Source organism: Nocardioides sp. YJ-D4 (assembly GCF_054031495.1).
Genome location: NZ_CM132932.1, coordinates 1,778,610 through 1,805,440 on the forward strand (window position 1 = coordinate 1,778,610; position 26,831 = coordinate 1,805,440).

The 26,831-nt window shown below is 70.2% G+C and carries 21 protein-coding genes; 8 read left to right on the plus strand and 13 right to left on the minus strand.

The features are described from left to right. Window position 1 precedes the first annotated feature (1 nt). Window positions 2-1,336 carry a phenylacetate--CoA ligase family protein gene (locus ACW14X_RS08630; protein ID WP_457165317.1) on the plus strand — a complete coding sequence of 445 codons (1,335 nt, stop codon included), beginning with the start codon at window positions 2-4 and terminating at the stop codon, window positions 1,334-1,336. A gap of 9 nt (window positions 1,337-1,345) precedes the next feature. Here the strand turns inward: ACW14X_RS08630 and ACW14X_RS08635 are convergent, their stop codons facing one another. The 4 genes from ACW14X_RS08635 to ACW14X_RS08650 all read right to left on the minus strand — a co-directional run bounded on the left by ACW14X_RS08635 (window position 1,346) and on the right by ACW14X_RS08650 (window position 6,960). After that, window positions 1,346-2,260, minus strand: coding sequence for a glycosyltransferase family 2 protein (locus ACW14X_RS08635; RefSeq protein ID WP_457165318.1), 915 nt, complete (start codon window positions 2,258-2,260; stop codon window positions 1,346-1,348). A 10-nt stretch (window positions 2,261-2,270) separates the two neighbouring features. Further along, window positions 2,271-3,911 (minus strand): hypothetical protein, encoded by a 1,641-nt coding sequence (locus ACW14X_RS08640; protein ID WP_457165319.1) that lies wholly within the window; start codon window positions 3,909-3,911, stop codon window positions 2,271-2,273. Between the two features lie 11 nt (window positions 3,912-3,922). Further along, window positions 3,923-4,543, minus strand: coding sequence for a hypothetical protein (locus ACW14X_RS08645; RefSeq protein WP_457165320.1), 621 nt, complete (start codon window positions 4,541-4,543; stop codon window positions 3,923-3,925). 119 nt (window positions 4,544-4,662) lie between these two features. Further along, window positions 4,663-6,960 carry a hypothetical protein gene (locus ACW14X_RS08650; protein ID WP_457165321.1) on the minus strand — a complete coding sequence of 766 codons (2,298 nt, stop codon included), beginning with the start codon at window positions 6,958-6,960 and terminating at the stop codon, window positions 4,663-4,665. A 179-nt stretch (window positions 6,961-7,139) separates the two neighbouring features. Here ACW14X_RS08650 and ACW14X_RS08655 point away from each other — a divergent pair, with 179 nt between their 5' ends. Next, window positions 7,140-8,294, plus strand: coding sequence for a right-handed parallel beta-helix repeat-containing protein (locus ACW14X_RS08655; RefSeq protein WP_457165322.1), 1,155 nt, complete (start codon window positions 7,140-7,142; stop codon window positions 8,292-8,294). Here ACW14X_RS08655 and ACW14X_RS08660 read toward each other — a convergent pair. Beyond that, window positions 8,281-9,762 carry a lipopolysaccharide biosynthesis protein gene (locus ACW14X_RS08660; RefSeq protein WP_457165323.1) on the minus strand — a complete coding sequence of 494 codons (1,482 nt, stop codon included), beginning with the start codon at window positions 9,760-9,762 and terminating at the stop codon, window positions 8,281-8,283. The genes ACW14X_RS08655 and ACW14X_RS08660 overlap by 14 nt on opposite strands. Continuing rightward, a complete protein-coding gene (locus ACW14X_RS08665) occupies window positions 9,759-10,880 on the minus strand; it encodes a glycosyltransferase family 4 protein (protein WP_457165324.1) in 1,122 nt (373 codons plus the stop codon). Before ACW14X_RS08665 ends, ACW14X_RS08660 begins: the two co-directional genes overlap by 4 nt. Window positions 10,881-11,051: 171 nt before the next feature. Here ACW14X_RS08665 and ACW14X_RS08670 point away from each other — a divergent pair, with 171 nt between their 5' ends. Together ACW14X_RS08670 and ACW14X_RS08675 are read left to right on the plus strand one after the other, a co-directional pair. Continuing rightward, window positions 11,052-11,819: a CDP-alcohol phosphatidyltransferase family protein gene (locus ACW14X_RS08670; protein WP_457165325.1), complete on the plus strand. Its 768-nt coding sequence runs from the start codon at window positions 11,052-11,054 to the stop codon at window positions 11,817-11,819. Next, window positions 11,816-13,714, plus strand: a complete 1,899-nt coding sequence (locus ACW14X_RS08675) for a glycosyltransferase (protein ID WP_457165326.1) — start codon at window positions 11,816-11,818, stop codon at window positions 13,712-13,714. Before ACW14X_RS08670 ends, ACW14X_RS08675 begins: the two co-directional genes overlap by 4 nt. A 650-nt stretch (window positions 13,715-14,364) precedes the next feature. Here the strand turns inward: ACW14X_RS08675 and ACW14X_RS08680 are convergent. Continuing rightward, a complete protein-coding gene (locus tag ACW14X_RS08680) occupies window positions 14,365-15,639 on the minus strand; it encodes a DUF222 domain-containing protein (RefSeq protein ID WP_457165327.1) in 1,275 nt (424 codons plus the stop codon). Between the two features lie 499 nt (window positions 15,640-16,138). Between ACW14X_RS08680 and ACW14X_RS08685 the strand changes: the two genes are divergently transcribed. After that, window positions 16,139-17,329 carry an MFS transporter gene (locus ACW14X_RS08685; protein ID WP_457165328.1) on the plus strand — a complete coding sequence of 397 codons (1,191 nt, stop codon included), beginning with the start codon at window positions 16,139-16,141 and terminating at the stop codon, window positions 17,327-17,329. Here the strand turns inward: ACW14X_RS08685 and ACW14X_RS08690 are convergent. Both ACW14X_RS08690 and ACW14X_RS08695 read right to left on the minus strand, forming a co-directional pair. Continuing rightward, complete coding sequence (locus tag ACW14X_RS08690; protein ID WP_457165329.1) at window positions 17,326-18,441, minus strand: DUF1972 domain-containing protein; 1,116 nt, start codon at window positions 18,439-18,441, stop codon at window positions 17,326-17,328. The genes ACW14X_RS08685 and ACW14X_RS08690 overlap by 4 nt on opposite strands. Window positions 18,442-18,558: 117 nt before the next feature. Continuing rightward, window positions 18,559-19,857: a glycosyltransferase family 4 protein gene (locus tag ACW14X_RS08695; RefSeq protein WP_457165330.1), complete on the minus strand. Its 1,299-nt coding sequence runs from the start codon at window positions 19,855-19,857 to the stop codon at window positions 18,559-18,561. 153 nt (window positions 19,858-20,010) lie between these two features. Here ACW14X_RS08695 and ACW14X_RS08700 point away from each other — a divergent pair, with 153 nt between their 5' ends. Next, window positions 20,011-21,399, plus strand: coding sequence for an AMP-binding protein (locus tag ACW14X_RS08700; RefSeq protein ID WP_457165331.1), 1,389 nt, complete (start codon window positions 20,011-20,013; stop codon window positions 21,397-21,399). A gap of 138 nt (window positions 21,400-21,537) precedes the next feature. Here ACW14X_RS08700 and ACW14X_RS08705 read toward each other — a convergent pair whose 3' ends face one another. Genes ACW14X_RS08705 through ACW14X_RS08720 form a run of 4 tightly spaced genes read right to left on the minus strand, consistent with a single transcriptional unit; the run spans window position 21,538 to window position 24,828 of the window. Beyond that, window positions 21,538-21,804, minus strand: coding sequence for an acyl carrier protein (locus tag ACW14X_RS08705; protein ID WP_350719830.1), 267 nt, complete (start codon window positions 21,802-21,804; stop codon window positions 21,538-21,540). Between the two features lie 33 nt (window positions 21,805-21,837). Then, entirely contained in the window at window positions 21,838-23,040 is a 1,203-nt protein-coding gene (locus ACW14X_RS08710) for a pyridoxal-dependent decarboxylase, exosortase A system-associated (RefSeq protein ID WP_457165332.1), read from the minus strand. Between the two features lies 1 nt (window position 23,041). Then, window positions 23,042-23,893 carry an N-acetyltransferase family protein gene (locus ACW14X_RS08715; protein WP_457165333.1) on the minus strand — a complete coding sequence of 284 codons (852 nt, stop codon included), beginning with the start codon at window positions 23,891-23,893 and terminating at the stop codon, window positions 23,042-23,044. Then, complete coding sequence (locus tag ACW14X_RS08720; protein ID WP_457165334.1) at window positions 23,890-24,828, minus strand: glycosyltransferase family 2 protein; 939 nt, start codon at window positions 24,826-24,828, stop codon at window positions 23,890-23,892. The genes ACW14X_RS08715 and ACW14X_RS08720 overlap by 4 nt, the downstream gene beginning before the upstream one ends. A gap of 122 nt (window positions 24,829-24,950) precedes the next feature. Here ACW14X_RS08720 and ACW14X_RS08725 point away from each other — a divergent pair, with 122 nt between their 5' ends. Beyond that, entirely contained in the window at window positions 24,951-25,616 is a 666-nt protein-coding gene (locus ACW14X_RS08725; protein WP_350844596.1) for a polysaccharide deacetylase family protein, read from the plus strand. A 123-nt stretch (window positions 25,617-25,739) separates the two neighbouring features. Beyond that, the gene (locus ACW14X_RS08730) at window positions 25,740-26,798 is read left to right on the plus strand and encodes a hypothetical protein (protein ID WP_457165335.1); all 1,059 of its coding nucleotides are present in this window, start codon (window positions 25,740-25,742) and stop codon (window positions 26,796-26,798) included. Window positions 26,799-26,831 lie beyond the last annotated feature (33 nt).

Here is a 26,831-nt window from a genome sequence, read left to right on the forward strand (position 1 = left end):
CATGAATCTGCCCGAGACCTTTTTCAACCTGAAGCTGCACTCCTTCCGGCGCGACTCGGGACGCCTGTACAAGGAGCTGCTGCGCAACCAGGAGCTTGACCCGGCAGCCCTCGCCGACCTGCAGCGCTCCCGGGCAGTCGCGATCGCCGAGTTCGCCCGGAGCCAGACAGCTTTCTACGCCAAACACTTCGCCGACGCCGGCGTCGACCCGAGTCGAGCGCTGACGCAAGACGACTGGACCCGGCTGCCCCTGCTGAACAGAAGGATGCTCAAGGAGCACGCCGACCAGGTCACCTCGTCTGAGGCCACGTCTCGGAACTCGCGCCCTGCGCTCACCGGCGGAAGCACTGGCGAGCCCCTCAAAGCCAAGCACGACGCCCGCGTGCCGACGCTCGCGCTCGCTTGGCGCATGTACACGTGGTGGGGAATCCAGCCTTGGGACAATCTGGCGCGAATCGCCCGCTGGGGTTTCGGGCGTTTCGACACGCTCAAGAACGATGTCGCATGGTGGCCGTCCAAGCAGCGCTACGCGGACGCTGGACTGATGAGCCCGGAGTCGATGCGACAGTTCCATGCCGAGCTCACCAAGACACGGCCGGCGCTGCTTGAAGGGTATGTGGGGTCGACCGTCGCCTTCGCTGACTTCGTCGAGGCCGAGGGTCTGCGGCTGCCATCGCTGCGCGCGATCGCGACCACCGCCGGTCCGCTGGACCCAACCTCTCGCGCTCGCCTCGAGTCGGTCTTCGGCGTACCTGTGCACGACGAGTATCGAGGTTCAGAGCTCGGCTGGATGGCGGGCGAGTGCAGCGAGCGCAACGGCCTGCACGTCTTCGCCGATGCCCGGCTCATCGAGGTCGTCGACGAGCACGGGCACGTGCTTCCCGCAGGCGAAACCGGTGAGCTCGTCCTCACCGATCTCAGCAACCGGGTGTTCCCACTCATCCGCTACCGGATCGGCGATCGAGGCAGGCTGCTCGATCGGCCCTGTCCGTGCGGCAACAGCCTTCCGCTCATGGCCCAGCCCGAGGGCCGCGTCACAGACCTTCTGTACACGCCGAGCGGCCGTACGCTCGGTCATCGGATCATGGCGATGTTCAGCGATGTTCCGGAGGCCGTGCGCCAGATGCAGGTCCACCAGCACGCGGACTACTCGGTCACAGTCCGCGTCGTGGAGGGACGGATCCCGGACGCCCGATCGCACGTGGCGCGGAACGTCGAGGTCCTGAGGAGTCGGATCGACAACGAGGTTCCCATCAGGATCGAGTACGTCGACTCGTTGCCCTACACCGGCGCGAAACTGAAGTATGTGATCAGCGACGTGCCCAGGGATCAGTGACAGGACACGCTACCCGCGGAGATACTCACTGACATGTGATCCCCAGGCGCCGCGAACCATGCCGACACCGCGAACCACCAACCGAGTCCCGCGAGCGTCATGGACAACGGATCCGGTCAGACGCCCCAGAAGCAGGCGTACGCCTCCACACACGACCCGAGCGACGCCACGCATCGTTTCCCGGACTCGCGCCAAGCCCCGACTGCCGGGCGGGGCTAGATAGATCTGCACCCGTGAGTCGGAGTTGCCGACGCGAGAGGCCCGGGCGAGCACCCAGTCTCGGGTCGCGCGGCCGGCGGGCACCAGATCGTGGACCGTCGCCTCGTCGCACCACACGATCCGTCCTCCAGCAGCAGCCAGGGCTCGGGTGAAGACGGTGTCCGAGCCCCCGGAGAGGCCGAAGCCGAGGTCGAAGCGGAGTGCGCCTACCTGGGCCATATCGAGGAGAAGGTTGTTGGTCGCGGCGGCGGCCACCGAGTCTCCTGTTGAGTACCGCGGCCGATTGAAGACACCGGTGGCCGTGACCCAAGGGTCCGGATCCACAGCGAAGCGGGAGACGACGCGCCCGGCTACCGCCGCAGCGGCCGTTTCCTCCCAGCACGCGAGCAGGGTCGCCAGCCACTTCTCCGACGGCTGCTCGTCATCGTCGATGAACACGACGACAGCCTCCGGACCGGCCTCATCCAGCGCCCGGTTTCGGGCGGCGGCGATGCCGGGGGTCGGCTCGTGCACATACTGCACACGTACGTCACCCCCGGCGGCCTCCGCGACCGCCGAGGAAGCGCTGGGCTGCTCGTCGTTGTCGACGACGAGCAGCCGCGCGCCGGGAACCAGATCGAGCTGGGCCCGGAGCATGCCGATGGCCTCGGCCAACCCCTCGGGCCGCCGATAGGTGAGCATGCAGACCCAGACCGGCCTCGTCATTCCACTGACTTCACTTGATCGTGACCGTCACCCAGTCGGAGCGGGAGATGTTGCCGAGCGGGTCCACTGCCTCGATCTTGTACTTCTGCGCCGAGCCACTGGCGCGGCCGGTGTCGGTGAAGGTCATCGCAGTGTGCTTCCAGAACGGAGCGGAGACCTTCACGGTCTTGATCGGCGTGGACTCGATCGACCCGCGGTAGAGCTTGTAGGTGACGGTCGCGTTGTCCTTGTCGGGGTTGCCCGGCCACTTCAGCGTGGCCTTGCCCGCCGACGGCGAGGAGCCGGTGAGGGCCCACTTCGCGCCCTTCAGCGTCGGGCCGACCTTGTTGGGCGCGATGTCCTTGACGGCGAACCGCACCAGGCCCTGCTGGGCGACGCCGTTGACCTTGAGGAACTCACCGCCGTACAGCACGTAGCTGGCGTTGGCGGTCACGGTCCAGGTCGACTGCTTGGCGCTGGTGTAGGTGCCGTTGGTCCACTTGGGGTACCACTCCAGGAACTCCGGACGCGGGGTGCCGGTGTGGTCGGGGTAGCCGTACTTGTCGTCGGCGATGTTGGTGCCGCGTACGTCCTGGGTGGTGGCGGTGGCGTGGTACCAGGCCCGCGGCTTGGTCTCCGGGAAGCCACCGGAGGTGTCACAGCCGTGCTTGTGGCTGGCCTGGTAGACGACAGCGGAGGTCGGCCAGACCGCGTAGGTGTCGCCGTGGCAGTCCTCGAGCCAGGTCAGCTTGCCGGTGGCCCAGTCGGCCTTGAAGGAGCCCTCGGAGTTGCCGCCGCTGCCGTAGTCGTAGCCGGTGCCGTAGAAGCTGGTGCCGTCGGACTCCAGCGAGAGGATCGCCGCCTCGGCGCCGCCGTTGCGGATCTCGGAGTTGACCGGCAGTGCCAGCGACTTGCCCGAGGAGACCTCGATCCGGGCCAGACCGTAGCCCGGGTTGGAGGAGCCGTTGACGCTGGTGAACGCCCCGCCGATCACGATCTTGGTGCCGTCGGAGGAGACCACGACGTCGTTGACGTTGCCGCCGGCGACCTTCGGGTTCATCGGCAGCAGGCCGGTGCCGGTGTCGCCGGGCTTGACGGCGGCCACCTTCGTCCGTGCCGTGTTGTCGGCGGAGGTGAACACACCGCCGTAGAAGACCGCGCTGGACGTGGCCGCGACCGCGTTGGTGGTCGAGTTGAAGATCGGCCGGAAGCTGGTGACCTTCCCGGTCGCGAGGTCGATCGCCGCGCCCCGGTAGCGGTTGACGCCGTCGACCTGGGTGAAGCCGCCCGCGACGTAGAGCAGCTTCTTGTCGGGCGAGAGCGCCAGGTCCTTGACCTGGCCGTTGAACTTCGGCGCGAAGGTGGTGATCAGCTTCCCGGTCGAGAGGCGGTAGGCGAGCATGTGGGACCGCGGTGACTCGCTGGTGCCGGCCGCGGCCCCCGCTGGGCGCGCCGAGGTGAAGTTGCCGCCGACGTAGACGATGTCGCCGACGATCACCTGCTTCCAGGCGACGCCGTTGATCTGCACGGTGGGAAGTACGTCGGCAGCGACGGTCTTCGGCAGGTCGGGATCGGTCGGCGCGGTGTCCGCGGATGCGGAGGTCGTCGCCAGGGTCAGGCTCGTTGCCACGAGCGCCAGCACAGCCAGGATCGGCTTCATCACATCTCTCATCGTGGGGAGGGTTATCGCTGGGGACGGCCCTTGAAGACCACCACGTCGGCGCCGTTGCCCAGATCGAGCTCGACGCGTACGGGGCGGGCTTCCTCGGGGATCTGGAAGACGTAGACGCCCTTGGCCGCCTCGCCGTCCGCGACCGAGGCCGGGAACGGCACCTCGCCGTCGGAGGCGACGCTGACCGCCGGGGTGCGCTCAGGCCCGTAGTAGGCGTTGACCACACCGAGCGCGAGGTCGAGCTTCTTCCCGGTCTCGTTCTTCACCTTCACGGTGATCGCGAGCGCAGGGCCGCCGACCTCGCCGGGCAGGCTCGCCGTGGCCTGGACCGAGTCGATCCTGGCCAGCCGCGCCGTCACGCCCGGGGCCGAGGTCGCCTCGGCCTTCAGGCCGACCGCGCGGTTGTCGCCCGACGGCTTTCCCGGCTCCGACTCCTCCGACTCCTCTGACTCGGAGGACTTCTCCGACGGGGTCGCCGTCGAGGAGGGCGCCGCGGCCACCGTCGAGTCCGACCCGGGGTCGGCCGAGCCGGACGGGTGACGCACGATGAGCACGGCCGCGACGCTCACCAGGACGACGGCAGCGACGGCTGCCGCGACGTACATCCTCGAGCGCGGGACTTGACTGAGCATGGGGGATCTTCCGCGGGCGGGTCGGACAAAGACATCGATTCAAAGACGTTGGATTAAAGCCCAAGCCGGACGCCCGTGGGGGGATCCTGACGCCTACTCCCCAAGATCGGGTATGCCTCCTACGGCTCGATGACCTTCAGGTCGTCGTAGCCGACCAGGACCGGCGTGGTGCCGATCGTCGAGGCGCCGAAGCTGCGCAGCATCACTCCACCGGCGACCTGGTTGGCGAGGGTCGAGTCGGAGAGCTCGTACGTCCATCCCGACGGCTCCGCGGAGCCGGCCGGCCACACCTTGGTGCGCACGGTCGCCGGTGCGGTGCCGGTGACCTGGAGGCGTACCTTCAGCCGGTCGCCGGGCGCGACGCTCAGGCCCGGGACGACGTTGGCGCCGACGACCGGGGTGCCGCTGCGTACGAGATGGACGCCGACGGTGCCGTCCGGGTTGAACCGGAGCCGCGAGGCGTAGTGGTTGGTGCCGGAGACGCGGGCACCGAAGATCGACCAGACGTAGCCCGCGTCGGGCAGCCGGGACGCTCCGATGCTGACGGTGGCGTCGACGTCGGTCGCCGAGACCTCCTCGAGCCGGGACTCGGTCGTCCCACCCGGGGTGACCGAGTGCCAGCCGCGGCCCTCGGAGACCGAGAAGTTGCCGGCGGTGCCGGTGGTGCGGGTCCAGGTGCCACCGGTCTCGGCCGTGCCCCAGCCGCTCGCCTCGGCACGCCCGAAGGTGTCCGCGGCGACGACGCCCTCGGCCGGAGGGGCCGGCTCGCCGGCGACATCGACGGTGACCCACTCGGTGGGCGACTGGTTGCCGAAGGCGTCCTCGGCGACGACACGGTAGCTCTGGGTGGTGCCGGGCGGCGCCGCGGTGTCGAGGAAGCTCTGCGTGGTCTGCTTCCAGAACGCCGCGGTGACGGGCTTGGTGTGGATCGGGGCGACATCGGTCGAGCCGCGGTAGACCTTGTAGGTCACGGTCGCGTTGTCCATGTCGGCGTTGCCGGGCCAGGTCAGCTTGACCTGACCGTCGGCGGGCGAGGTCGCGGTGAGCCCGAACTCCGCGCCGGACATGGCCGGACCGACGTCGTTGGGGGCGATCGTGTTGACCGCGAACCGCGCCAGACCCTGCTGGGCGATCCCGTTGATCTTGAGGAACTCGCCGCCGTAGACGACGTAGTCGGCGTTGGCCGTCACCGTCCAGGGCGCCTGGTTGGCACCGGTGAAGGTGCCGGGGGTCCACTTCGGGTACCACTCCAGGAACTCCGGGCGCGGCGTGCCGGGGTGGTCGGGGTAGCCGTAGATGTCGCGGGTGTTGGTGCCGCGTACGTCCTGGGTGACCGCGGTGGAGTGCTGGAAGCTGCGCGGGCTGGTCTCCGGGAAACCGCCGGAGTTGCCGCAGTAGTGCTTGTGGCTGGCCTGGTAGACGACGTCTGCGGTCGGCCAGATCGAGTAGGTGTCGCCGTGGCAGTCCTCGAGCCAGGTCAGGCTGCCCGTGGCCCAGTCGGCCTTGAAGGTGCCCTCGGAGTTGCCGCCGCTGCCGTAGTGGTAGCCGCTGCCGTAGAAGCTGCTGCCGTCGCTCTCCAGCGAGAGGACCGCGGAGTTGCTGCCGGCGTCGCGGAACTCGGAGTTGACCGGCAGCGCCATCGAGGCACCGGTCGCGACCTTGATCCGGGCCAGACCGTAGCCCGGGTTGGAGGATCCGTTGACCCGGGTGAAGTTGCCACCGATCACGATGTCGGCGCCGTCGGGCGAGACCACGATGTCCTGCACGGAACCGTTGGAGACCGTCGGGTTCATCGGCAGCAGCTGGGTGCCGGTGTCGCCGGGCCGGACGGCGGCCAGCTTCGTACGCGCGGTGTTGTCGGCCGAGGTGAACACGCCGCCGTAGAAGACCGCGTCGGCGGTCGCCGCGACCGCGTTGGTGGTCGAGTTGAAGATCGGGCGGAAGCTGGTCAGCGCCCCGGTGGCCAGGTTGATCGCCGCGCCGCGGTAGCGGTTCACCCCGTTCACCTGGGTGAAGCTGCCGGCGACGTAGAGCAGCGTCTTGTCGGGCGAGAGCGCCATGTCCTTGACCTGGCCGTTGAAGCTCGGCGCGAAGCCGGGGATCAGCTCGCCGGTCGAGAGCCGGTAGGCCAGCATGTTGGACCGCGGCGTCTCATCCGTCCCCGCCGCTGCGCCCGCCGGGCGAGCCGAGGTGAAGTTGCCGCCGACGTAGACGATGTCGCCGACGATCACCTGCTTCCAGGCGACCCCGTCGATCTGCACCGTCGGGAGTACGTCGGCCGAGACCGTCTCCGGCAGCTCCGGGTCGACCGGAGCCGTGTCCGCCGTCGCCCCTCCCGACATGACCAGGCTGCTCACCCCGAGAACAGCTGCGACTGCCCCCGCCGCCAGCAGACGCCACTCGTGAATCCGCGTCATCATCCATCCCTGCACAAGGCGGCCACCTCGGCCGCGACACGGCAGTGTCGCGGACACACACGGTCATCCGCCCGTCAATCGCACTTCCGATCCCCTGAATCGGGTATGTGTGGGGACGCAAGCACCCAACGCTCGCAAACTGCGTGGTTCAGGGGGCAGACTCCCACACCATCAGTTGGATGCAGAGTCCACAGGAAGGCGTACGTCTCTTGGCTGTCCCGTCCCGGGTCCTCCTCCTCGGTATCTCCACGGTCGCCACCGTGGTCGCGCTGGGCTCGACCTACGCGCTGACCTCCGGCCCCGCCGAGGAGCCCACGCCGCGTGCGGAGAGGAACTACGGCGATCTGCCGCCCGACGACTTCGGCGGTCCGGTGACGCTGACGCCATCCCCCTCGCCGTCGGTCTCTCCCTCCGCGTCCTCGACGCAGACGGCCAAGCCCTCGGATGGGGCGGACCCGAAGAAGCGGCCCACGGACTCGGGGAAGCCGAACCGCTCCGGCGACCGGCCGGGCGAGCAGGGACCGCGCGATGGTGAGCCGCTGAGCTCACCGCCGGCGGGTGACGCTCCGGGGTCCGGGGACACCGGCGTACCTCCGAAGAAGAAGCTGCGCGTCCACCGCGGCGACCTGATCATCAGGACCCCCGGGAAGGTGGTCGACGGCCTCGAGGTGCACGGCCGGGTCAGCGTCGAGGCGCCGAACGTGACGATCCGCAACACCAAGGTGATCGTGCCGACCGGCTCGGAGACCGCCGGGATCTCCAACAACAACGGCAACGGGGCCGGGATGCTGGTCAGCAACGTCGAGGTGCTCGCCGAGAACGCCGCGCCGGGCGTCAACGGCGTGGTCGGCCGCGACTTCACCCTGGAGGACTCGGAGATCCACCACGTCACCGACCAGGTCCACATCACCGGCAGCAACGTGACGGTGCGCGACAACTGGTTTCACGACAACTACCACTTCGAGCGCGACCCCTACCAGGGCGGCGGTGCCTCCCACGACGACTCGATCCAGATCATCGGCGGCAGCAACATCACGATCGCGGACAACCGCTTCACCGGCGCCTACAACGCCGGTGTGCAGATCACCCAGAGCATCGGCGACGTCAACGGGGTCACGATCCGCGACAACCTCCTCGGCGGAGGCGGCTGCACCGTCAACATCGCCGAGAAGGGCCGGGGCCCGATCCGTGGCATGGTGATCCGCGACAACCGGTTCCTCAGCGACCAGCGCATCGACGGCTGCGCGATCATCCACCCGTCCTCGACGAAGATCACCCACTCCGGCAACGTCTGGGACGACTCCGGCCGCCCGGTGGCCCTCAGCCGCGGCTGACCTTCCGAGCCAGCGCACCCCTCACGGTCACCACCAGCGACATCACGTCGCGGCGGATCGGCGGGACGAGCAGAAGCAGTGCGTACGCCGCGGCCCCGGCCACCACGCAGACGGGCACGGTCACCGCGGGGTGCTGCCCGTGGAGGGCTTCGGCGGTGACGTACGCAGCGGCGGCGACCGACCCGGCCACCGTCAGGATGCGGGCGGCGCCCAGATAGAGCGGGCCGACGCGCAGTCGGGTGCGGCGGGAGATCCACCACAGCGACAGCGGCCACTCCAGGAGATGCGCGGTCGCGTAGCCGACCGCGACGCCGGTGATCCCGTACTGCACCCCGACAAGCACGCAGACGACCTTCAGGACGGAGGCCACCAGGGTGTAGTGGCGCAGCTCGGTGGTCAGACCGTGGGCGAGATAGACCCAGTAGCCGACGTAGGCCAGCGTCTGGAACAGGCCGGCGCAGGCGAGCAGGGCGAAGACACCGGCGACGTCCCAGCCGGGTCCGAGGAAGAGGGCGCAGACCGGCGCCGCGGCGCCCGCGACCAGGCCGAGCCCGGCGCCGAGGCTGTAGCCGAGCGCGACCTGGCCGCGCTGCACGAACCGCTGGGTCAGCGCCGGGTTGTCGCGGATCCGGCTCAGCACCGGCAGCGCCACGGTCGTGGTGGGGCCGCGCAGCTGGACCAGCGGGTTCATCAGCAGCTGCCACGCGCGGTTGTAGGAGCCGAGCTGGTCGGCACCCAGGCGGGTGCCGATGAGCACGGAGTCGATGTTGCTGGCGGCGTAGTTGATCAGCTGGGTTCCGGCCAGTGACCAGCCGAAACGCAGGAACCCGCCCATCTCCACGCCGCGCCGCGGGCGCCCGGGGAGCCAGCCGGCGAACGCCGCGACGGCGACCAGGGCGACCGCGCCCTGGACCAGCTGCTGGATGACGAGGGCCCAGTAGCCGGCGCCGTTGGCTGCTGCGTACGCCGCGATCCCGAGGGCCAGCAGCGGCGCCAGGGTGGTGGCCACGGCGAGCCTTGCGAAGAGCATCCGGCGGGTGAGGTCGGCGCGGTACTGCGCGCCCATGCCGTTGAGGACGAAGATCCCCGACATCGCGGCGGTCAGGGCTGTCAGGGCCGGCTCGTCGTAGAGGGCGGCGACGAGCGGGGCGGCCGCGATGACGACGAGCGCGAGGCCGACGCCGAGGGCGGTGTTGAGCCACCACAGGTTCGACTGCTGCGCCCGGGTGAGCACCTTGGCCTGGATCGCGGCGGTCGAGAGCCCGAGGTCGCGGAAGATCTCGGCGACCGCGACGACCGCCAGCACCATCGCGACCAGGCCGTAGTCACGGGGACCGAGCAGCCGGGACAGCACCGCGACGGAGGCGACCTGGACCAGGATGCGTACGCCCTGGCCGCCGAGCACGACCAGACCGCCGCGCGTCGCGCTTCTGCCGAGTCCGGAGTGGGGGTTGTCGGTCACCGTCACCCGAGGACCTCGGCCGCGATCTCCTCGCGGTAGCGCTCGGCGCCGAAGCGCTCCTCGGCGTCCTTGCGGCCGGCGGAGGCGAGCTCGGCGGCGAGAGCGGGATCGGTGGCGAGCCTCTGGATCGCGCCGGCGAGGTCGTTCGCGTCATCGGGGGTCACGAGGAGGCCGGTCTCGCCGTCGGTCACGATCTCGGCCAGGCCCTGCACCCGGCTCGCGATCAGCGGGCGCTCGGCGAGCAGTGCCTCGACCGCGACGTTGCCGAAAGGCTCGACGCGCGAGGGCACCAGCACGACGTCGGCCTGCTCGAGCTCACCCGCGGGCTCGGCGACATAGCCCAGGAAGTCGACGCTGCCCGCCAGGTCTCCTACGGCGGCGCGCTCGCGGAGCTCCTGCTCGAACCACTCATAGCCCGCGAACACCGACCCGCACACCCGCAGCCGCGCGTCGATCCCCCGGCGGCGTACCTCGGCGAGCGCCTCGAGGGCCACGTCGGTCCCCTTGCGCGGCGAGAGCCGCCCGACCAGCACCAGCCGCAGCGTCTCGTTAGGCGTCCGGCTGCGCGCCGCCGCCACGGACTCCGGCCCCGGCACGCCGTTGTAGACGACGGTCGTACGCCGCTCCAGCACCTTCACCGTGTGCGTGAGGACGTCGCGCGATGCCCGCGAGTTGGCCACCACCCGGGTGGCCAGCAGGAGCGGAGCGGTCAGGGCGAGGCGTACGGGCTTCGGCTGGTCGTCCTCGGCCTCGTGCACGTGGCAGACGACGGGGACGCGGGCCGCCCGCGCGACGACGATCCACCACGGGATCGTCACGGTGTTGACCAGCAGCCGGCTCGGCCGGACCCGCCGCCACAGCCGCGCCGCGCGGACCCAGAAGACCATCAGCGCCGCGGCCAGCCGGACCAGTCCGGTGGGGCTGAGGTAGGCCTTGCGCAGCACCGGGAAGGCCATCACCTCGACGCTCGCGCCGGCGGCCTCGAGCAGCGGGAGGAGCGGCCCGCGATCGGGTACGACGACGGTGATCCGCTGTCCCGCCTGGTGCAGCCCACGCACCGTCTCGACCAGCTGAAGATCGGAGCCGTAGACGTCCGGCGACGGGTGGGCGACCAACAAACGCATGATGGGCAACGGTATGTCACCGGGACGGCCCGGGCCGAAGGTCCTGACAAAGTCCTACCCAGATCTGGGGAGTGGACGCGCTTCGTGCCCTACGACGATCGAGGGTCACCTAGGGTCCGCATGTCCAACCCCTCCCCCACGTACGCACGTATGAGCGAAGCAGGATCGAGCATGGCCGCGACCGGCGCCGAACGCGCCTCAGCCGGGTTCCGTGCACATCTGGAGGCGCTGGCTCAGGCACAGAAGCCCTCGCTCAACACCGCGGCCTACTCGCGGCTGGTCAACCGGCCCGCCGGGCGGGTCGTCGCCGCGGCCGCGCACACCGTCGGCGCGAGCCCCAACCAGGTGACGGCGGTGAGCGCGACGCTCTCGGCGGCCGGCCTGGCGGTGCTCGCGCTGGTCGAGCCGCGCTGGTGGACCGGGATCCTGGTCGCGGTGCTGCTGGCCGCGGGCTATGTGCTCGACTCCTCCGACGGGCAGCTCGCCCGACTGCGTGGCGGCGGGTCGCGCTCGGGCGAGTGGCTCGACCACACCATCGACTGCTTCAAGACCGCCAGCCTGCATCTGGCGGTGCTGGTGTCCTGGTACCGCTTCGGTCCGGTCACCGACGGCTGGCTGCTGGTGCCGCTGGGCTTCGAGGTGGTTGCCGTGGTGACGTACTTCGGGCTGATCCTGATGCCGACGCTGCGCCCGGACCCTGTGACCGGGCCTCCCGGATCGCCCGCATCGGTCCACGAGAACCCGCTGCGCAAGTGGGCGCTGCTGCCGATGGACTACGGCGCGCAGTGCTGGATGTTCGTGCTGCTCGGCTTCGGGGCGCTCTTCACCTGGGTCTACGCCCTCGTCTTCGTCTGCAACGCCGCGGCGCTGGCCATCGCGCTGCGCAAGTGGTGGCGTGAGCTGCGCGTGCTCGACGGCTCGGTGGAGGTCACGTCGTGAGCGAGCTCTCCCGGCTTGCCGTCGTGGTGGTCAGCTACGGCGATCCCGCCCTGCTGGAGCGGCACACGACCCAGGTCGCCGCCGCGCTCGGGCCCGCCAGGATCGTCGTCGTCGACAACCACTCGACCGACGCCCATCGCGACGCGGTCCGGCAGCTCTGCGCCCGCGAGGGCTGGACCGGCGTCTTCCCCGGCACCAACACCGGCTTCGGCGCCGGCTGCAACCTGGGCGCCGCGGCCGCGCTGGCCGAGGGCGCCGACGTGCTCCTCTTCCTCAACCCGGATGCCTCGATCGACGTCGAGTCGGCCGTACGCCTCATGGCCGCTGTCGAGGCCGAGCCGCTCCTGCTCGCCGGGCCGACGGTGCTCGGCCCGGACGGCGAGGTCGCCTCCGCGGGCCTCGATCTCGACCTCGACACCGGGACGATGCGCCCCTGGCGGCGCCGCACCGAGCACCCAAAGTCGGACACTCTGCCCTGGGTCACCGGCGCCTGCTTCGCGGTCACGCGTGAGCTGTGGGAGCGGCTCTCCGGCTTCGACGAGCGCTACTTCCTCTACTGGGAGGACGTCGACCTGTGCGCGCGGGTCCAGGCGCTCGGCGGCCGGGTCGCGGTCATCGAGGGGGCCACGGCCATCCACTCCGGCGGCGGCACCCAGCGCCTGGAGGGTTCCCGCGCCAAGTCGCCGGCCTACTACTACTTCAACATCCGCAACCGCGCCCTCTTCGCGCGGACCTGGCTCAGCCAGGGGCGGCAGCGGGCCTGGCGTCGTGGGGCGGTCGGGGCTGCGTACGAGATCTTGATGCGAGGTGGCCGCCGCCAGCTCCTGCACCCGGTACGACCGGTCTCCGCGGTCCTGCGCGGGCTGCGCGACGGGCGCCGCGACCGCCCGGTCCGGGTCCTGGAATCGGCCCGGGAGCTGCGCGCGACGACCAACCCCTACATCGTCCAGCTCATCGAGACCCTGGAGCGGCGCGACGACACCGAGGTCGTGCTGTTCGGCTTCGCCCGGGCCATCGTGGGCCGCTACGACGTGTTCCACGTGCACTGGCCCGAGCTGCTGGTGACATCGGCACGTACGCCGCTGCGCCGGCTGGCCCGCCGCCTCCTCACCACCGCATTCATCACCCGTCTCCGGCTGACCCGGACCCCGGTCGTACGCACCTGGCACAACCTCGTCCGATCCGACGGCCTCAGCCCCTGGGACCACCGGCTCCTCGACGCCCTCGAGCGCCGCACCAGGCACATCATCCGGCTCACCGACCAGACCGCTCCCCCGCTCGACGTACCGACCTCGACGATCGTCCACGCCCACTACCGCGACTGGTTCGAGCCGGTGACCGAGGCACTCGAGCCCATCGAGCAGGACGACAAGCGGGTGCTCTACTTCGGCCTGATCAAGCCCTACAAAGGCGTCGAGCAACTCCTGGAGGCAGTCGCCGACAGCCCCGAGGCAGACCTCGACATACGCCTCGTCGGCTCCCCCTCCGACCCCGCCCTCGCCGACCGCGTCCGCGCTGCCGTAGCCGCCGACGCCCGGATCAGCGCCGATCTGAACTACGCCGACGACCCCACCCTGGCCGCCGAGATCGCCGCCGCCACGTTGGTGGTACTGCCCTACAAGGCCATGCACAACTCCGGCGCCCTCCTGCTCGCACTCTCCCTCGACACCCCGGTCCTGGCCCCCGACAACGAGGTCAACCGTCTGCTGGCCGAGGAGGTCGGCGAAGGCTGGCTCCACCTCTTCGAAGGCACCCTCACCATCGAGGACCTGCAGCGTGCGTTGAAGGCCGTCACCGGCATTCCGCCGGCTGGTCGTCCCGATCTGTCGGCGCGCGAATGGCCGGAGTCTGCCGCACTCCACGCCGCGGTGTTTCGGGCTTCGTTGTATCCCTAGATCGTCGCGACGCTCGATTTCTTGGGGGCGACGAGAGGGGTTGTACGTCGTCGACCGTCGGTCGTCGGCTGTTGCTGGGTGGTTGGGGTTTGCCGCCGACCCTTTCGAGGAGGGTGTTCTCGACGAATCCCGGAGTCAAGGACGGCCTTCGGCCGCCGGCTTCGCCGGTCGCCTTCGGCGATCCTTGACACCGGGATCCGTCGAGAATTTTGGCTGGCTATCGGGTCGGCGGCGGGGTCTGGCGCAGCGGATTCAGTTGGGCACGGGCTTGGGGCTGTGGGCTGGTCGTGCACTGGCGGATCGTGCCTCGTGGGTGGCCTATGGCAGTGGGCGCGATCTTGTGAAGCGTTCACAAGATCGCCGTCGCTCTGGCCGGGTCGGGGTCGGTCAAGACGGGTCATCAGTTCCCCACTAATCCGGAGAGTCCCCACGGGCATGGAGGTTCCCAACTCTCCGGAGGATGGGGAACCTTCACTGCAGTGGGGAAGCGTCCTCGCGAGTGGGAAACGGCGAGCGTGGAGTCCAGAAAGCCGACCGGAACGCTCGTCGGGCACCAGAACGGGCGGCTTCAGCAAGAACTGAAACCGGTCAGCGGTTGGGGTTCTCGCTTCGCGGCCGGGACCCGGTGAAGTGACTCCCCACCCAGCCGGTCAGGGGCGACGGGTGAACCTGATCGTGCCGTCCGGTAGTCGCTCATGAACGTACGCCGCGTTGTGGGCGAGGCGGTGATGGTGGGGACACAGCAGCGCCCCGTCCTTCAGATCTGTCTTCCCGCCGGCGGCCCACGGCTCTAGATGGTGGGCGTCGCACCACTCCGGTGGCATGTCACACCCTTCGGCCTGGCAGCACTTCTGCTGCAACCGCATCGCCTTGCGTTGGATGGGTTGGAAGAACCTGCTGCCCCGGCCGGCGTCGAGGACCTCGCTGTCACCACCCAGGACCCAGGGGATGATGGTGGCGTTGCACGCCATCCGACGGGCCTCGGCCGCGGAGATGGTGGTGCCGTTGGTCTCGTCGTAACCCAGGGTGGCGATCCCGAGGTCCTTGCGGAGCTCCTCGAGAGAGATGACCACGTTGACCACGGTGGCGTCGCCACCGTGGCGGGGCAGCCCGGCGGGGTCGATGGTCTCGAGCAGCCGCGAGAAGCCCTGTCCCATGAGTCGTTCCCATGGCGGCAGCGGGGCACCCTTGCCGACGAGCTGTTGCTTACGGGGTTGGGCCCAGGCCTCGACCAGCCGCTTGAACCGCATCCCGATCGAGGTCGGGAGAACGCCGTCGAACCCGACGGTCCCGTCGTGGTTGTCCCACACCCGCAGCGCCGTCTTCTGCTGAGCCCGCTCCTCCTCAGCCAACAATGCTTTGGCTTCGGCGTCTTCGAACCGGGCCGGGTCGATCTCGGCCAGGATCCGGTTCCCGACGATCCGGAGCTCGTTGGCGGTCAACCGGGTGGCGTAGTCAACGAGGAGCTTCTCGGCCAGGACCAGGTCCTCGCCGCTGGCGACGGGGTTGGTCTCGATCTTGTCGAGGGCTTGGGTGATCACCCGGGCCTTGTCCTGGGTCACGACACCCTCGGCGAGGCCGGTGGCGACGAGGTCGTACTTCGCGACACTGGCCGCGAGTTTGATCTGCGAGCGAGCCACGCCCTTGTCGACCAAGAGCTCGGTCCGCATCCACCCGGAGGCGTCCTTGGCACCGGTCTCCCCAGCAATATCGCCAGCCGTGGCGAGCACCCTCAGCTTCAACGCCGCTTGTTGGGCCTGGAGCTTCTCCAACCGTTCCAGGAGGTCCTTCTTCTGGCCTGTGCGCCAATAGGCGGGATCGGTCGCGAGAAGTTCTTGGAGGGCGGTCTCGATGGCGGCCAGGGCAGCGTCGATCGCATCGCCGGGGTTGGTGCCCCAGTGGTCGATCGAGCGGCCGAGACTCATCGCTGCCCCTCTCCTCGGAGGTGTGCTGTGATGGGTCTAATTCTACGCTCCCCACTCCTCTCTGGCCACCTGTTTTCCCTGATCAGAGACCATTTTCGCGGCGAGCGAACGACCTCGTATCTGTGGATGGTAAGTGGCCCGAAGGGCCACCCTTCCACCCCGTTAGCCTCACCCGTCCCAAGGAAGATTCCGCTGCGCCACACCCGGGCCGCCGCCCCGATAGCCAGCCAAGTTTTTCTCGCCGGGCCCCGGTGTCAAGGACCGCGAAGCGGCCGGCGAAGCCGGCGGCCGAAGGCCGTCCTTGACTCCGGGGTTCGTCGAGAAGAGCCTCAAAGCAAGGGTCGGCGGCCCCGACCACCCTCCGAGCGAAACGTCCCGGCAGGGAGAGATCTCGGCACTCCCAACCAGCGAAGCCACCGTGTTGGTCTCGACACGCCTCCGCCTAGCGGCTCCGGCGGCTCGACCAGCGGGAACACCAGTCCTTTACTAACCTGACAGCGTGCCCCCAGACCCCACACGCCCACCATTGTGGATCTCGGTCGCCTCGTTCGTGAGCAGCTTCGACCGGTTCGTGGTGAGCCCGATCTTGGTCCTGGTCGCGGCGACGTTCGAGGTCTCCGTGGGGCAGGCGGTGGCGATCGCGAGCGGCTACTACCTGGCGTACGGCCTCAGCCAGCCGTTGTGGGGTGCACTCTCGGACAGGTTCGGAAGAGTGCGCCTGATGCAGGGTGCGCTGGTCGGGGCGGGGATCGCGGGACTCGTCTCGGCGGCGGCCCCGAACCTGATCACTCTCGTCGTCGTGCGGGTCGTTGCGGGAGCGTTCTTCGGGGCGATCGTGCCGACCTCGCTGACGTACGTCGGGGACACCGTCTCCGCGACCCATCGGCAGCGGGCGCTCTCGGACCTCATGGCCGCGATGGCGGTCGGGACGGCGCTGGCCGCAGCGGCCGCGGGGATCACCGGACAGCTGGCTGGGTGGCGGGTCGTGTTCGCGGTGCCGGCGGTCGTGGCGCTGATCAGCGCCTGGGGTCTGCGCTCGCTCGCTGAGCCGCCACGCGCGACGAACCAAGGGGTGGGCGCATCGTTCCGGGCGGCGCTGAGCAACCGCTGGGTGATGGTGGTCGGGCTGCTCGTCTTCGTCGAGGGTGGCCTGGTCCTGGGCGTACTCACCCTCCTCGCCCCGGCTCTCCAGGCCCAGGGCGTCGACGCGGCGCGAGCGGGGCTGGCGGCGGCTGCGTACGGCATCGCGGTCCTGCTCGCCTCGCAGGTCCTCAAGGCTCTCACCCGACGGCTCCCGCGCTGGGCGCTGATGGCGATCGGAGGCGTCGCCCTGACCGCCGGGTACGCCGCAGCGACGGTGACGGTCTCGGTGCCCACCATCGTCGGCATCGTCGTGATGCTCGGGATCACCTGGGCCTTCCTGCACACCTCGCTGCAGACCTGGGCCACCTCGATCGTCCCCGAGGCGCGCGGCACCGTCGTCGCGTGCTTCGCCGCCTCGCTCTTCATCGGCAGCTCCATCGCCGCCGTCATCGCCGGGCCGGCCGCGGACCACAACCAGTGGCACACCCTCTTCACGGCCTGTGCCGTCACCGCCGCGGTTCTCACCGTCGCCTGCGTCCTCGCCTACCGCGCCTACACCGCCCGTGAGACGGCACCGAGAGGCGCGGACATCGCCACCGACGTCTAGCGCAGGTGGGCGCGGATGAGCTGCTCGTACTGGTCGGTGATCCGGCTCCAGGTGAACTCGGCGGAGTGGCGGGCACGGGCGTGGCCGGACAGCGACGCCGCCAGCTCGGGCTCGGACAGGAGACGCTCCAAGGCCGCGACGATGCCCGCCTCGTCTGAGAAGTAGAGGGCGGCTTCGTCGGCGACCCAGCGGTTGTAGCGGTTGTCGTGGGCGATCACGGCGTTGCCGCAGCCGAGCGCCTCGACCAGGGACGGGTTGGTGCCGCCGACCTGATGACCGTGGACGTACGCCACGGAGTGGAAGCGCAGGGCCGAGACGATGTCTGTGTCGTAGATCGCGCCGAGGAAGACGACCTCGTCGCCGGCCGCCTCCAGGACGGCGCGCTGGTAGTCATCCGCCGGGTCATAGGAACCCAGGACGACCAGCTTTCGGCCCCAGCGGCGGCTGGAGAAGGCCCGGACTACCTCGAGGATGCTGTTCTCCGGCACCGGCCGGGCGACCAAGGTGAGATACGAACCCGGCTCCAGCCCGTGGTCGAGCACGGCCCACTCGGGAGCGTCGACGACGCTGGGTGCGCCGTAGGCGATCGTGGTGATCTTCTCCGCCGGCACCCGGGTCGCCAGGTGGCGCGCGATCTCCGGGTGGTCGGCGATGAGGTGGTCACCCAGCCAGCAGGCGGCCCGCTCCTGGGTCCACAGGAACGCCTTCTCGGGGCCAGACCAGCGGGCCCGCTTCCACTCGATGCCGTCCATGTTGATGATGTTGGGGACGCGGCGGGAGCGCAGCACCGCGTTGAGGGCGCCGGTGTTGTAGCCGAACGTCACGCAGACGCTGCCGTCCACCTCGGCCTCCCGGGCGGCGTGCCGCACCGCGCCGACATCGAACTCGATCGTCCCGCGCGGACCGTCGTGCCGGGCCGGCACGTGAACGCGCTCGATGCCCTTCCACGAGTCGATCCGAAGATCCGCGTGCGGCTCGTCGTCCTGGCAGTAGACGACGACTCGCCAGCCGCGGTCGACCAGGTCCAGACCGATGTTCTCCACCGCGGTCTCGAAGCCGCCGTGGGCCGCGGGCACGCCACGGGTGCCGAGCATCCGTACAGTGGGGGTCACGTGGGGTTGACTCCTAGTTTCTAGGAGCCGATGGCCCCTATTTTCAGCACAAGGAGCCATCCAAGGGGATCCGCAGGGGCAGCGGTCCCGAAGTAGGGGTCATATACCCCAAATCGGTTACGTCACCGCAGGTCCGCGGGTGAGCACGAACTGGCGCAGCGCGTCCGGGTCGTCCAGATCGACGTACTCGAACCCGTCGACCGCCGCCGGCGCCTCGCCGATCGCGCACATGGAGTCGTAGACCTGCACGTACGCCGCCGACTGCGGGCCCCAGTCGAGCACCTTCGCCGCGCGCTCCCGGGCCCGCAGGGCCAGCTCGACCCGCAGCTCGGGATCGTCCAGCAGCGACTCGACCGCGTCGGTGAACGCGGCCACGTCCCCGGATGGGACGAAGAGCGCGGCATCCTCGGCGGAGACCCGCGTCTCGACCAGGTCGAAGGAGACCGACGGCAGGGCGTACGCCATGTACTCCATCGTCTTGTTCATCGTCGAGACATCGTTGAGCGGCGTCTTCAGGTCAGGGCACAGGCCGATGGCGGCGGCGCTGAGGTGCTGAGCGATCAGCGCCGCGCCGGCCCGGCCGGTGAAGGTGACGACATCGTCGAGGCCCAGCTCGGTGCAGCGCCGCTTGAGATCCTCAAGGCAGTCGCCGAAGCCCATCAGCACCGCGTCGACATCGCTGCGGCCGCGCCGGTGGACGAGCTTCTCCATGACCTCCAGCACCGTGTCGACGCCGTCCTGGGGACCCATGATCCCGAGGTAGACCAGGGTGTGGCGGTTCGCATTGGGCGTCGACTCGTGGGATCGCACGGGCCGCATCACCGAGGTGTCGGGTCCGCTGCGGACCACGGTCACGTCCTCGGGAGCCATCCCGCCGCGGGTGATCGCGACCTTCCGATAGGACTCGTTGGTCGAGATGACCTGGTCGGCGGTGGCGTACGTCTGCTTCTCGAGCCAGCGCAGCGCAGCCAGCTGGGCGCGACCGGACAGGGACGTCGGGGTGCCGAACCGGGAGAGGAAGAGCTCGGGGTTGAGATCGTGCTGGTCGAAGACGAACCGGACGCCGCGGCGCTTCCAGATGCGAGCCAGCAGCCAGTAGGTGTCGGGCGGGTTGCACGCCTGCATGATCGCGAACGGACGGTCCCGCCAGACCTTGTTGGCCAGCAGCGCCGTGCGGATCCAGCAGTAGACGAACTCGAGCAGATAGCCCAGCACGCCGCGGGCCTGCGGCGCGGGCCGGTACTTGTAGATGCGTACGCCGCCGAGCTGCTGGCGCCCGGGATCGCCGGGGCCCTTCGGGCAGATCACGCTGACCTCGTAACCGCGCGCGACCAGCGCCTGGCACTCCAGCCAGACACGTCGGTCCAACGGCACGGGGAGGTTCTGGACAATGATCAGCACGTGCGTCTTTGCCACGCCATGTCTCTGCTGGGCTGCGTTGACCATGTGAGAAGCGTTGAGGGTGCAGAGACCGGGCTCGTCGGGCATGTACGGCATATCCCCGAATCCGGGGATCGTGAGTGGAGACGCCGGTTCCGGAGCACCCAGCGGCTCCTAGCCTCGCATCCTGTGAACCCGCTGGCCGAGCGAATCCGATCCGTACGCACCCGACCCCGGTCGCAGGCCGTGATCGCGGACCGGCGCACGTCGGTGGGTGCGGACGGGCTCGTCGGCGCGGCCGAGGAGCTGCGGCTCGCCCTCGTCGCGGCCGCTGGTGTCCCGCGGCCGCTGGTCGCGGTGTCGCTGCCGCTCTCCACCGACGCGGTCGTCGCGCTCGTGGCCGCGATCCTCGGTGATCTCTCGGTCTGCTTCGTGGACCCGTCGGCCGCCGAGGAGCACCGCCGGACCCTCCTCCAGGCGCTGCATCCCGACGTGGTGCTCGATCGGTCGGGGATCCGGGCCGTCGCGTCATCATCGTCCTCGTCTCGAGAGGCACTGGAGGCCGGGTACGTCGCAATGTCCTCCGGCTCCACCGGCGGCGGCCCCAAGGGCGTGCTGTCGTCCTGGGCCGGCATCGACGCCTTCGTCCCGCACGGCGCGGCCGCGCTCGACCTCGACGCCTCCTCGGTGTGGGCCGAGGTCTCGCATCTCTCCTACGACCTGGCGATGACCAACCTGCTGGTCGCCCTGGCCACCGGCTCCTCCCTCCACCTCTCCGGTTCGCTGGGCGACCGCCTCCGGCCGCTCGGCTTCTGCGCCCGCGTCGAGGCGACGCACCTGCGGCTGGCTCCCCGGTTCATCGACCTCGCGGCCGCCGAGCGCGTCGACGGGGCTCCGCGGAGCCTGCGGGTCTGGGGCTCCGGCGGCGACCGGCTCTCCGCCACCGACGCCCAGCGCGTCTTCGACCTCGGGGTCGCGACCGTCGTCAACACGTACGGCACCAGCGAGACCATCGGCTTCGCGAGCGCCGCCAGGTTCGATGCCGGCGACGACCTCCATGCGATCCACGGCGCGGTCGGCATCGGGCGTGGGACGGTCGGGGCGTGGCGTACGTCGTTGCTCTCCGAGGCCGCGGACATGCTGGCCATCGAGTCGCCGCACCTGCCCGGCGGCTATCTCTTCGGCAACCCGAACGGGGAGTTCCCGCGCTGGGAGGGTCCGGAGCGGGTGCTCACCGGCGACCTCGGCGCCCGGCGCGGCGAGGAACTCTTCTGCCTGGGCCGCGCGGGGCGTCGGGTCAAGCGCAGCGCCAGCTTCGTCGACCTGGACGCGCTCGACGCCGAGGTGAAGCAGGCCTTCGGCCTGGCCACCTTCACCGCCGCCACCCCCGAGGGCGGCCTGGTCAGCCTCGTCGAAGGTCCCGAGGGTCACCTGGACGACCTCCGCCGGCGACTGCCGTCGGTCCTGCGTCCCGACTCGGTCCCGGACGTACTCGTCCCCGTCGCCCAACTCCCCCGCCTCGGCAACGGCAAGATCGACCAGGCGGCCGCTCAGCTCCTCGCTGCCACCGCTGGTTGAGCCACGCTGGTCGAGCCGCCGGAGCCGCTAGGCGGAGGCGTGTCGAGACCAACACGGTCCCATCGAGCGCGAGGGGACCGTGTTGGTCTCGACACGCTCGCTAGCGCTCGCGGCTCGACCAGCGGGGCCGGCCGGCGGTCAACCGATCTGCGCCCGCACGTACTCCGCCAAGGACCCGACGGACTCGAAGACCTCGGCGTTGATGTCGTCCTCGTCCATCTCGAAGCCGAAACGTTCCTCCAGGACGGTGATCAGCTCGACAAGGGCGAGCGAGTCGAGCTCGGGCAGGGAGCCGAAGAGCAGGGTGTCCGCGCTCAGCGTGCCGGCGCTGTGATCGGTGCCGATCACCTCGGTGATCGCCTCGCCGACCCCGTCGAGGGTCGCTTCGGTGGTGTCGATGGTCATGGGGACTCCTTCGGGTTCAACGGGTTCAGGGACTCAGACGAGCACTTCGAGCGGCGCCGGGTGGCTCAGGAAGGCGGTGGGGCTGGCGGTGAGGCCGTACGCCCCGGCCTGGTGGACCACGACGAGGTCGCCGACCTCGGCGCGCGGCAGGCTCACCTTGTCGCCGAGCAGGTCTAGGGGCGTGCAGAGGCAGCCGACGACCTGCACGGTCTCCTCCACAGCCTCGGCATCACCGGCAGCCGCGGCGACCGAGATCGGGTAGTTGCGGCGGATGACTTGGCCGAAGTTGCCGGAGGCGGCGAGCTGGTGGTGCATGCCGCCGTCGACGATCAGGAAGGTCTTGCCGCGGGAGATCTTGCGGTCGACGACGCGGGTGACGTAGACCCCGGCCTCGCCGACCAGATAGCGGCCGAGCTCGATGACGACCTGCGCGGACGGCAGCGCAGGACGTACCCGGGTGGCGAGCAGCTCCTCGAGGCGCGATCCGACCAGCGGGAGGTCGAGAGGCTGGTCCTGGGTGTAGTAGGGGATGCCGAAGCCGCCGCCGATGTTGAGGTAGGTCATCGCCTCGGGAAGGTCACCGGAGAGGCGCAGGACCAGGTCGACGGTGCGTTCCTGAGCCTCGGCCAGAATCGACGCGTGCAGGTTCTGGGAGCCGGAGAAGACGTGGAAGCCGGCCACCTCGACGTCGCGGTCGTGCAGCGTCTTGAGCAGCAGCGGAACGGTCTCGGCGTCGACCCCGAACTGCTGCGCCCCGCCGCCCATCCGCATCCCGGAGCCCTTGACCTCGAAGTCCGGGTTGACCCGCACCGCGACCCGCGGCCGGATCCCGAGCCGTTCGGCGGCCTCGACCAGACGGTCGGCCTCGAGCGGCGACTCGATCTCGACGAGCACCCCGGCCGCGACGGCCTGGGACAGCTCCGCGACCGACTTCCCCGGTCCCGCGAAGCTCACCTCGCCCGGCGCCATGCCGGTGTCGAGCGCCACCCGCATCTCCGCCCCCGAGGCGACGTCGAGCGCGTCGACCGTGCGGGCCAGGTGCTGCACCACCGCGGGCATCGGGTTGGCCTTGACCGCATAGCTCAGGTGCACATCGCCGGGCAGCGCCTCGCGCAACGAGGCGACCCGGGCATCGATCGCGGCCCGGTCGTAGGCGAAGAACGGCGTCGAGCCGACCCTCTCCGCCAGCAGCCGCACGGGTACGCCCCCGACGGCTATGGCCCCGACGTTCGGCATCTCACCACTCCAGACATGTCAGCTCGCTGTACAGGTAGTCGACCCGCGCCGGGTCGAGGGCGTCGCTGCGCAGCATCTTCGGCCGCGACCGCGAGAGCCGGTAGGAACCGCCCGGGGCCCCGCCCGCGACCCGGTGCTCGACCAGGGTCGCCGCGGCGCCGTGCTGGGTCAGCAGGTGCGAGGCCAGCCGCGGCGCGTGCCGCCGGAGCAGCTCCGGGTTGCTCGCATAGAGGACCGAGGCGAAGGCGCGTACGCCCTTGCGGGTGTCCTTGCGGGCCACGACGTAGCAGTGCTCGGAGCCGGTGCTCAGCACCACGTGCCGGGCCGCCGCTGCGGCCCGGTGGTCGGCATAGAGGTCCCGCTCCGCGCCCTGCAGCACCGAGTCCAGTACGTCGGGACGGCTGCTCACCCGCACCCCACGCCCCGGCAGCGCCACCGCTGGGACCAGCGAGGTGGTCGTGTCCAGGTCGGTGAACTTGAGCTTCCGGTTGAGCGCGATCACGTTGCCCGAGGGCGAGAAGTCGGTGAACTCGTAGCCGGGTTGCTTGAGCAGCGTGGTCAGCAGCCGCAGCCCTTGGTGGCGGTGGCTGTCGAGCACGCACCAGGCGCCTAGGTTGCAGACCTGGAGCGTCTCCGCGCCGACCCGACGCTCGGAGTAGTAGGCGAGGTAGGCGCCGACCACCCGCTCCCCCTCGGCGAGGAAGAACCCGTGGTTGGGCTGGGGTACGTCCCACGGCACCCGCAGCGCCTGGGTCCACTCCAGCTCCTGCACCCGCGGGTTCAGCTGCTCGTGCAGGAACGCCGAGACGGCCGGGAGGTCCTCGGCGGTGATCGGGGCGAGCACGGCCTTCATGCGCTCGCCACCCACTCCGGCCCACGCGGGGCGCTCATCCGGCGGGGGCTGACCAGGGTGCGTACGGCACGCCGCGACGTCTGCTTCCCCAGCAGCGCCCGGCTGCACTCGCGGGCCAGCACCATCAGCCAGTACGCAGCCCCTTGGACCCGCCCGCGGCGGACCGTGAAGAGCCGCACCCGGTTGGCGACCAGGAGTGCCCACAGTCCCGGTGAGGTGGTGGACTCTCCGCCGAGGTGCACGGCACGGGCCGCGGGCGCGAACCGCACCCGGAAGCCCCGGTCGCGGGCGCGCAGGTGGAACTCGGTCTCCTCGGAGTAGAGGAAGTAGGACTCGTCCCAGGGGCCGCACGCGCGCCAGCACTCGGCGCTGATCAGCTGCGTCGACCCCTCGGCCCAGTCGGTGTCCTGGCCGCGCTCGTACTCCGCCGGGTCGGCCACGATCTCCCCCGCCCACCGGACCCGGCCGGCCCGGTTGGCGCCCACCACGGCGTCGGCGAAGGCCCGCACCAGGCTCGGCGCGCCACGCATCGACTCGATCAGCCGGCCCTCGGCGTCGACCAGCCGGGGCACGGCCACGCCGACCCCGGGCACGAGCTCGCGCGCGAGCGCCGCGACACAGTCCGGCTCGAGACGTACGTCCGGGTTGAGCACGAGCACCGCGTCGACGTCCGGATCCGCGGCGAAGGCGGCCGCGACACCCGCATTGATCCCGGCGGCGTAGCCGCCGTTGCGGCCGGTCTCGACGACGGTCGCGTCCGGCGCGAGGCGGCGCGCGGTCGCCACGGTGTCGTCGGCGGAGGCGTTGTCGGCGACCACCAGCCGCCACCCGAGCCCGGCGAGCCCACCCGGCAGAGAGCCGATGAGATCGGCCAGCAGGTGAGCGCTGTTGTAGGTCACCACCACGACGGCGACGGTGCGGATGGGGAGCGACACGTCACGAGTCTCAACGGGGTCCACCCCCGTCGGAGCCCCCTCCCGACCGCAGATCCCCCGTATGAGGTAGGCCTTCGCGCAGGTCGGCCGGACGAGGCCTCCGGATCCTTAGCGTGGAGGACATGCCCGCCCACGTGACCAACATCTGCTTCCACGGCATCGGCGAGCCCGAGCGCGAGCTGGAGCCGGGCGAGGACCGTTACTGGATCAGCCAGGACGCCTACGAGGACATCCTCGATGCCGTCGCCGGCCGCCCCGAGGTACGCATCAGCTTCGACGACGGCAACCACTCCGACGTAGCGATCGGGCTGCCGGGCCTGCAGGCCCGCGGCCTGACCGCGACGTTCTTCGTGCTGGCGGGACGGCTGGGGAAGCCGGGGAGCGTCGACCGCCTCGACGTCCGGCTCCTCCGGGTGGCGGGCATGCGGATCGGCACCCACGGCATGGACCACGTCAGCTGGCGCGGCCTCGACGCTGCGGGCGTACGCCGCGAGCTGATCCAGGCACGCGAGCAGATCACCATGGCGGCCGGGGAGACCATCGACGAGGCGGCGCTCCCGCTGGGCCGCTACGACCGCGCCACCCTGCGTCACCTGCGCCGGCTGAGCTACCAGCACGTCTACACCAGCGACCGCGCCCAAGCGGTGGCCGGAGCCTGGCTGCAGCCGAGGTTCAGCATCACCGCGGAGGACGACGGGGCGAGCGTACGCAGCCACATCCTGACCGGACAGGGCATCGCCAGAAGGGTGGAACGCCAGGCCGCGGGCCTGGTCAAGAGGCTGCGCTGAACCTCTGCGCCGCCCTAGAGAAGTAACCAGTATGAAGGATGCCCCCGACCACGAGGTCGGGCAGTGTCGACACGACAGTGCCGACAAGACAATGGCCATCGAGACGCGAACGGGTGCGAACACATGCCAACCAAGCCAGGCCGGCGCCGTCGGATCGCGGTCGTGGGAGGGCTGGCTCTGCTGCTGGTCGCCGTGACCTGGTTCCTGTGGCCCAACTCCAGCCCGGTACGCAACGTCGGCTCCGACTCGCTGCCGACGGTCAAGCCACCCGCGAGCGTGTCCCCCTCCCCCAGCCCTTCGGCCGACCCGAGCCCGTTGGTCTCCTCGGCCCCGCCGACACCGACCCCCGCGCCGTCCGCGACCCCGGAGCGTACGCAGTCCTCGACCGCCGCGCCGCCGGCCAAGGGGTTCCCCACCCGTGAGTCGGCCGGCCTGCCCGCCGGCTGGAAGCCGAAGCGCACCGCGACCGGAGACTTCTGGATCCGGCACCGCGGAGCCGTCGTGGAGGACCTGCGGATCACCAACGGCGTCATCTACGTCACCGCGCCCGGCGTCACCCTGCGCCGCGTCGAGGCGATCGCCTCGGTCGTGGTCAACGACTACAACGACCAGTGCAACACCGGGTTGCGGATCGAGGACTCCGACTTCATCCGGAGCAGCGCCCCGACGACAGAGGAGGCCTGGCCGGCGGTCTCGGCAGGCGGCTACACGGTGGACAACGTCGTCATCGACGGCGTACCCGAGGGCCTCCGCGCCTCCAACAAGGAGCGCTGCGGCGGCATCGGCATCCAGGACTCCTTCATCCGGGTCACCTCGCCGGATGTATGCAGCGACTGGCACGGCGACGGCCTGCAGGGCTACGGCGGCGGCAAGGTCAAGGTACGCCGGACGGTGATGATCCTGGACGTCAAGAACGAGTGCCACGGCACCGCCCCGTTCTTCAACCCCGAAGGTCAGGGCAACGAATCGGTCGACATCGACGGCCTGGTCGTGGCGGGCGGCGGTTACCCCTTCCGCAACGGCATGCCCGGCCCGGTCAACAACCTCTACGTGGTCGACCAGAGCTGGGTCTACAGCCCGCTCGACGTGGACTGCTCGGTGGTCACCGAGTGGAGCGCGGCCGTGGTCACCATGGACTCAGCCGGGCAGCCCCGGCCGATCCGCGACCTACCCTGCGAGTGACTTCCGGGCTGGAAAACCCGCCATTTATACCGA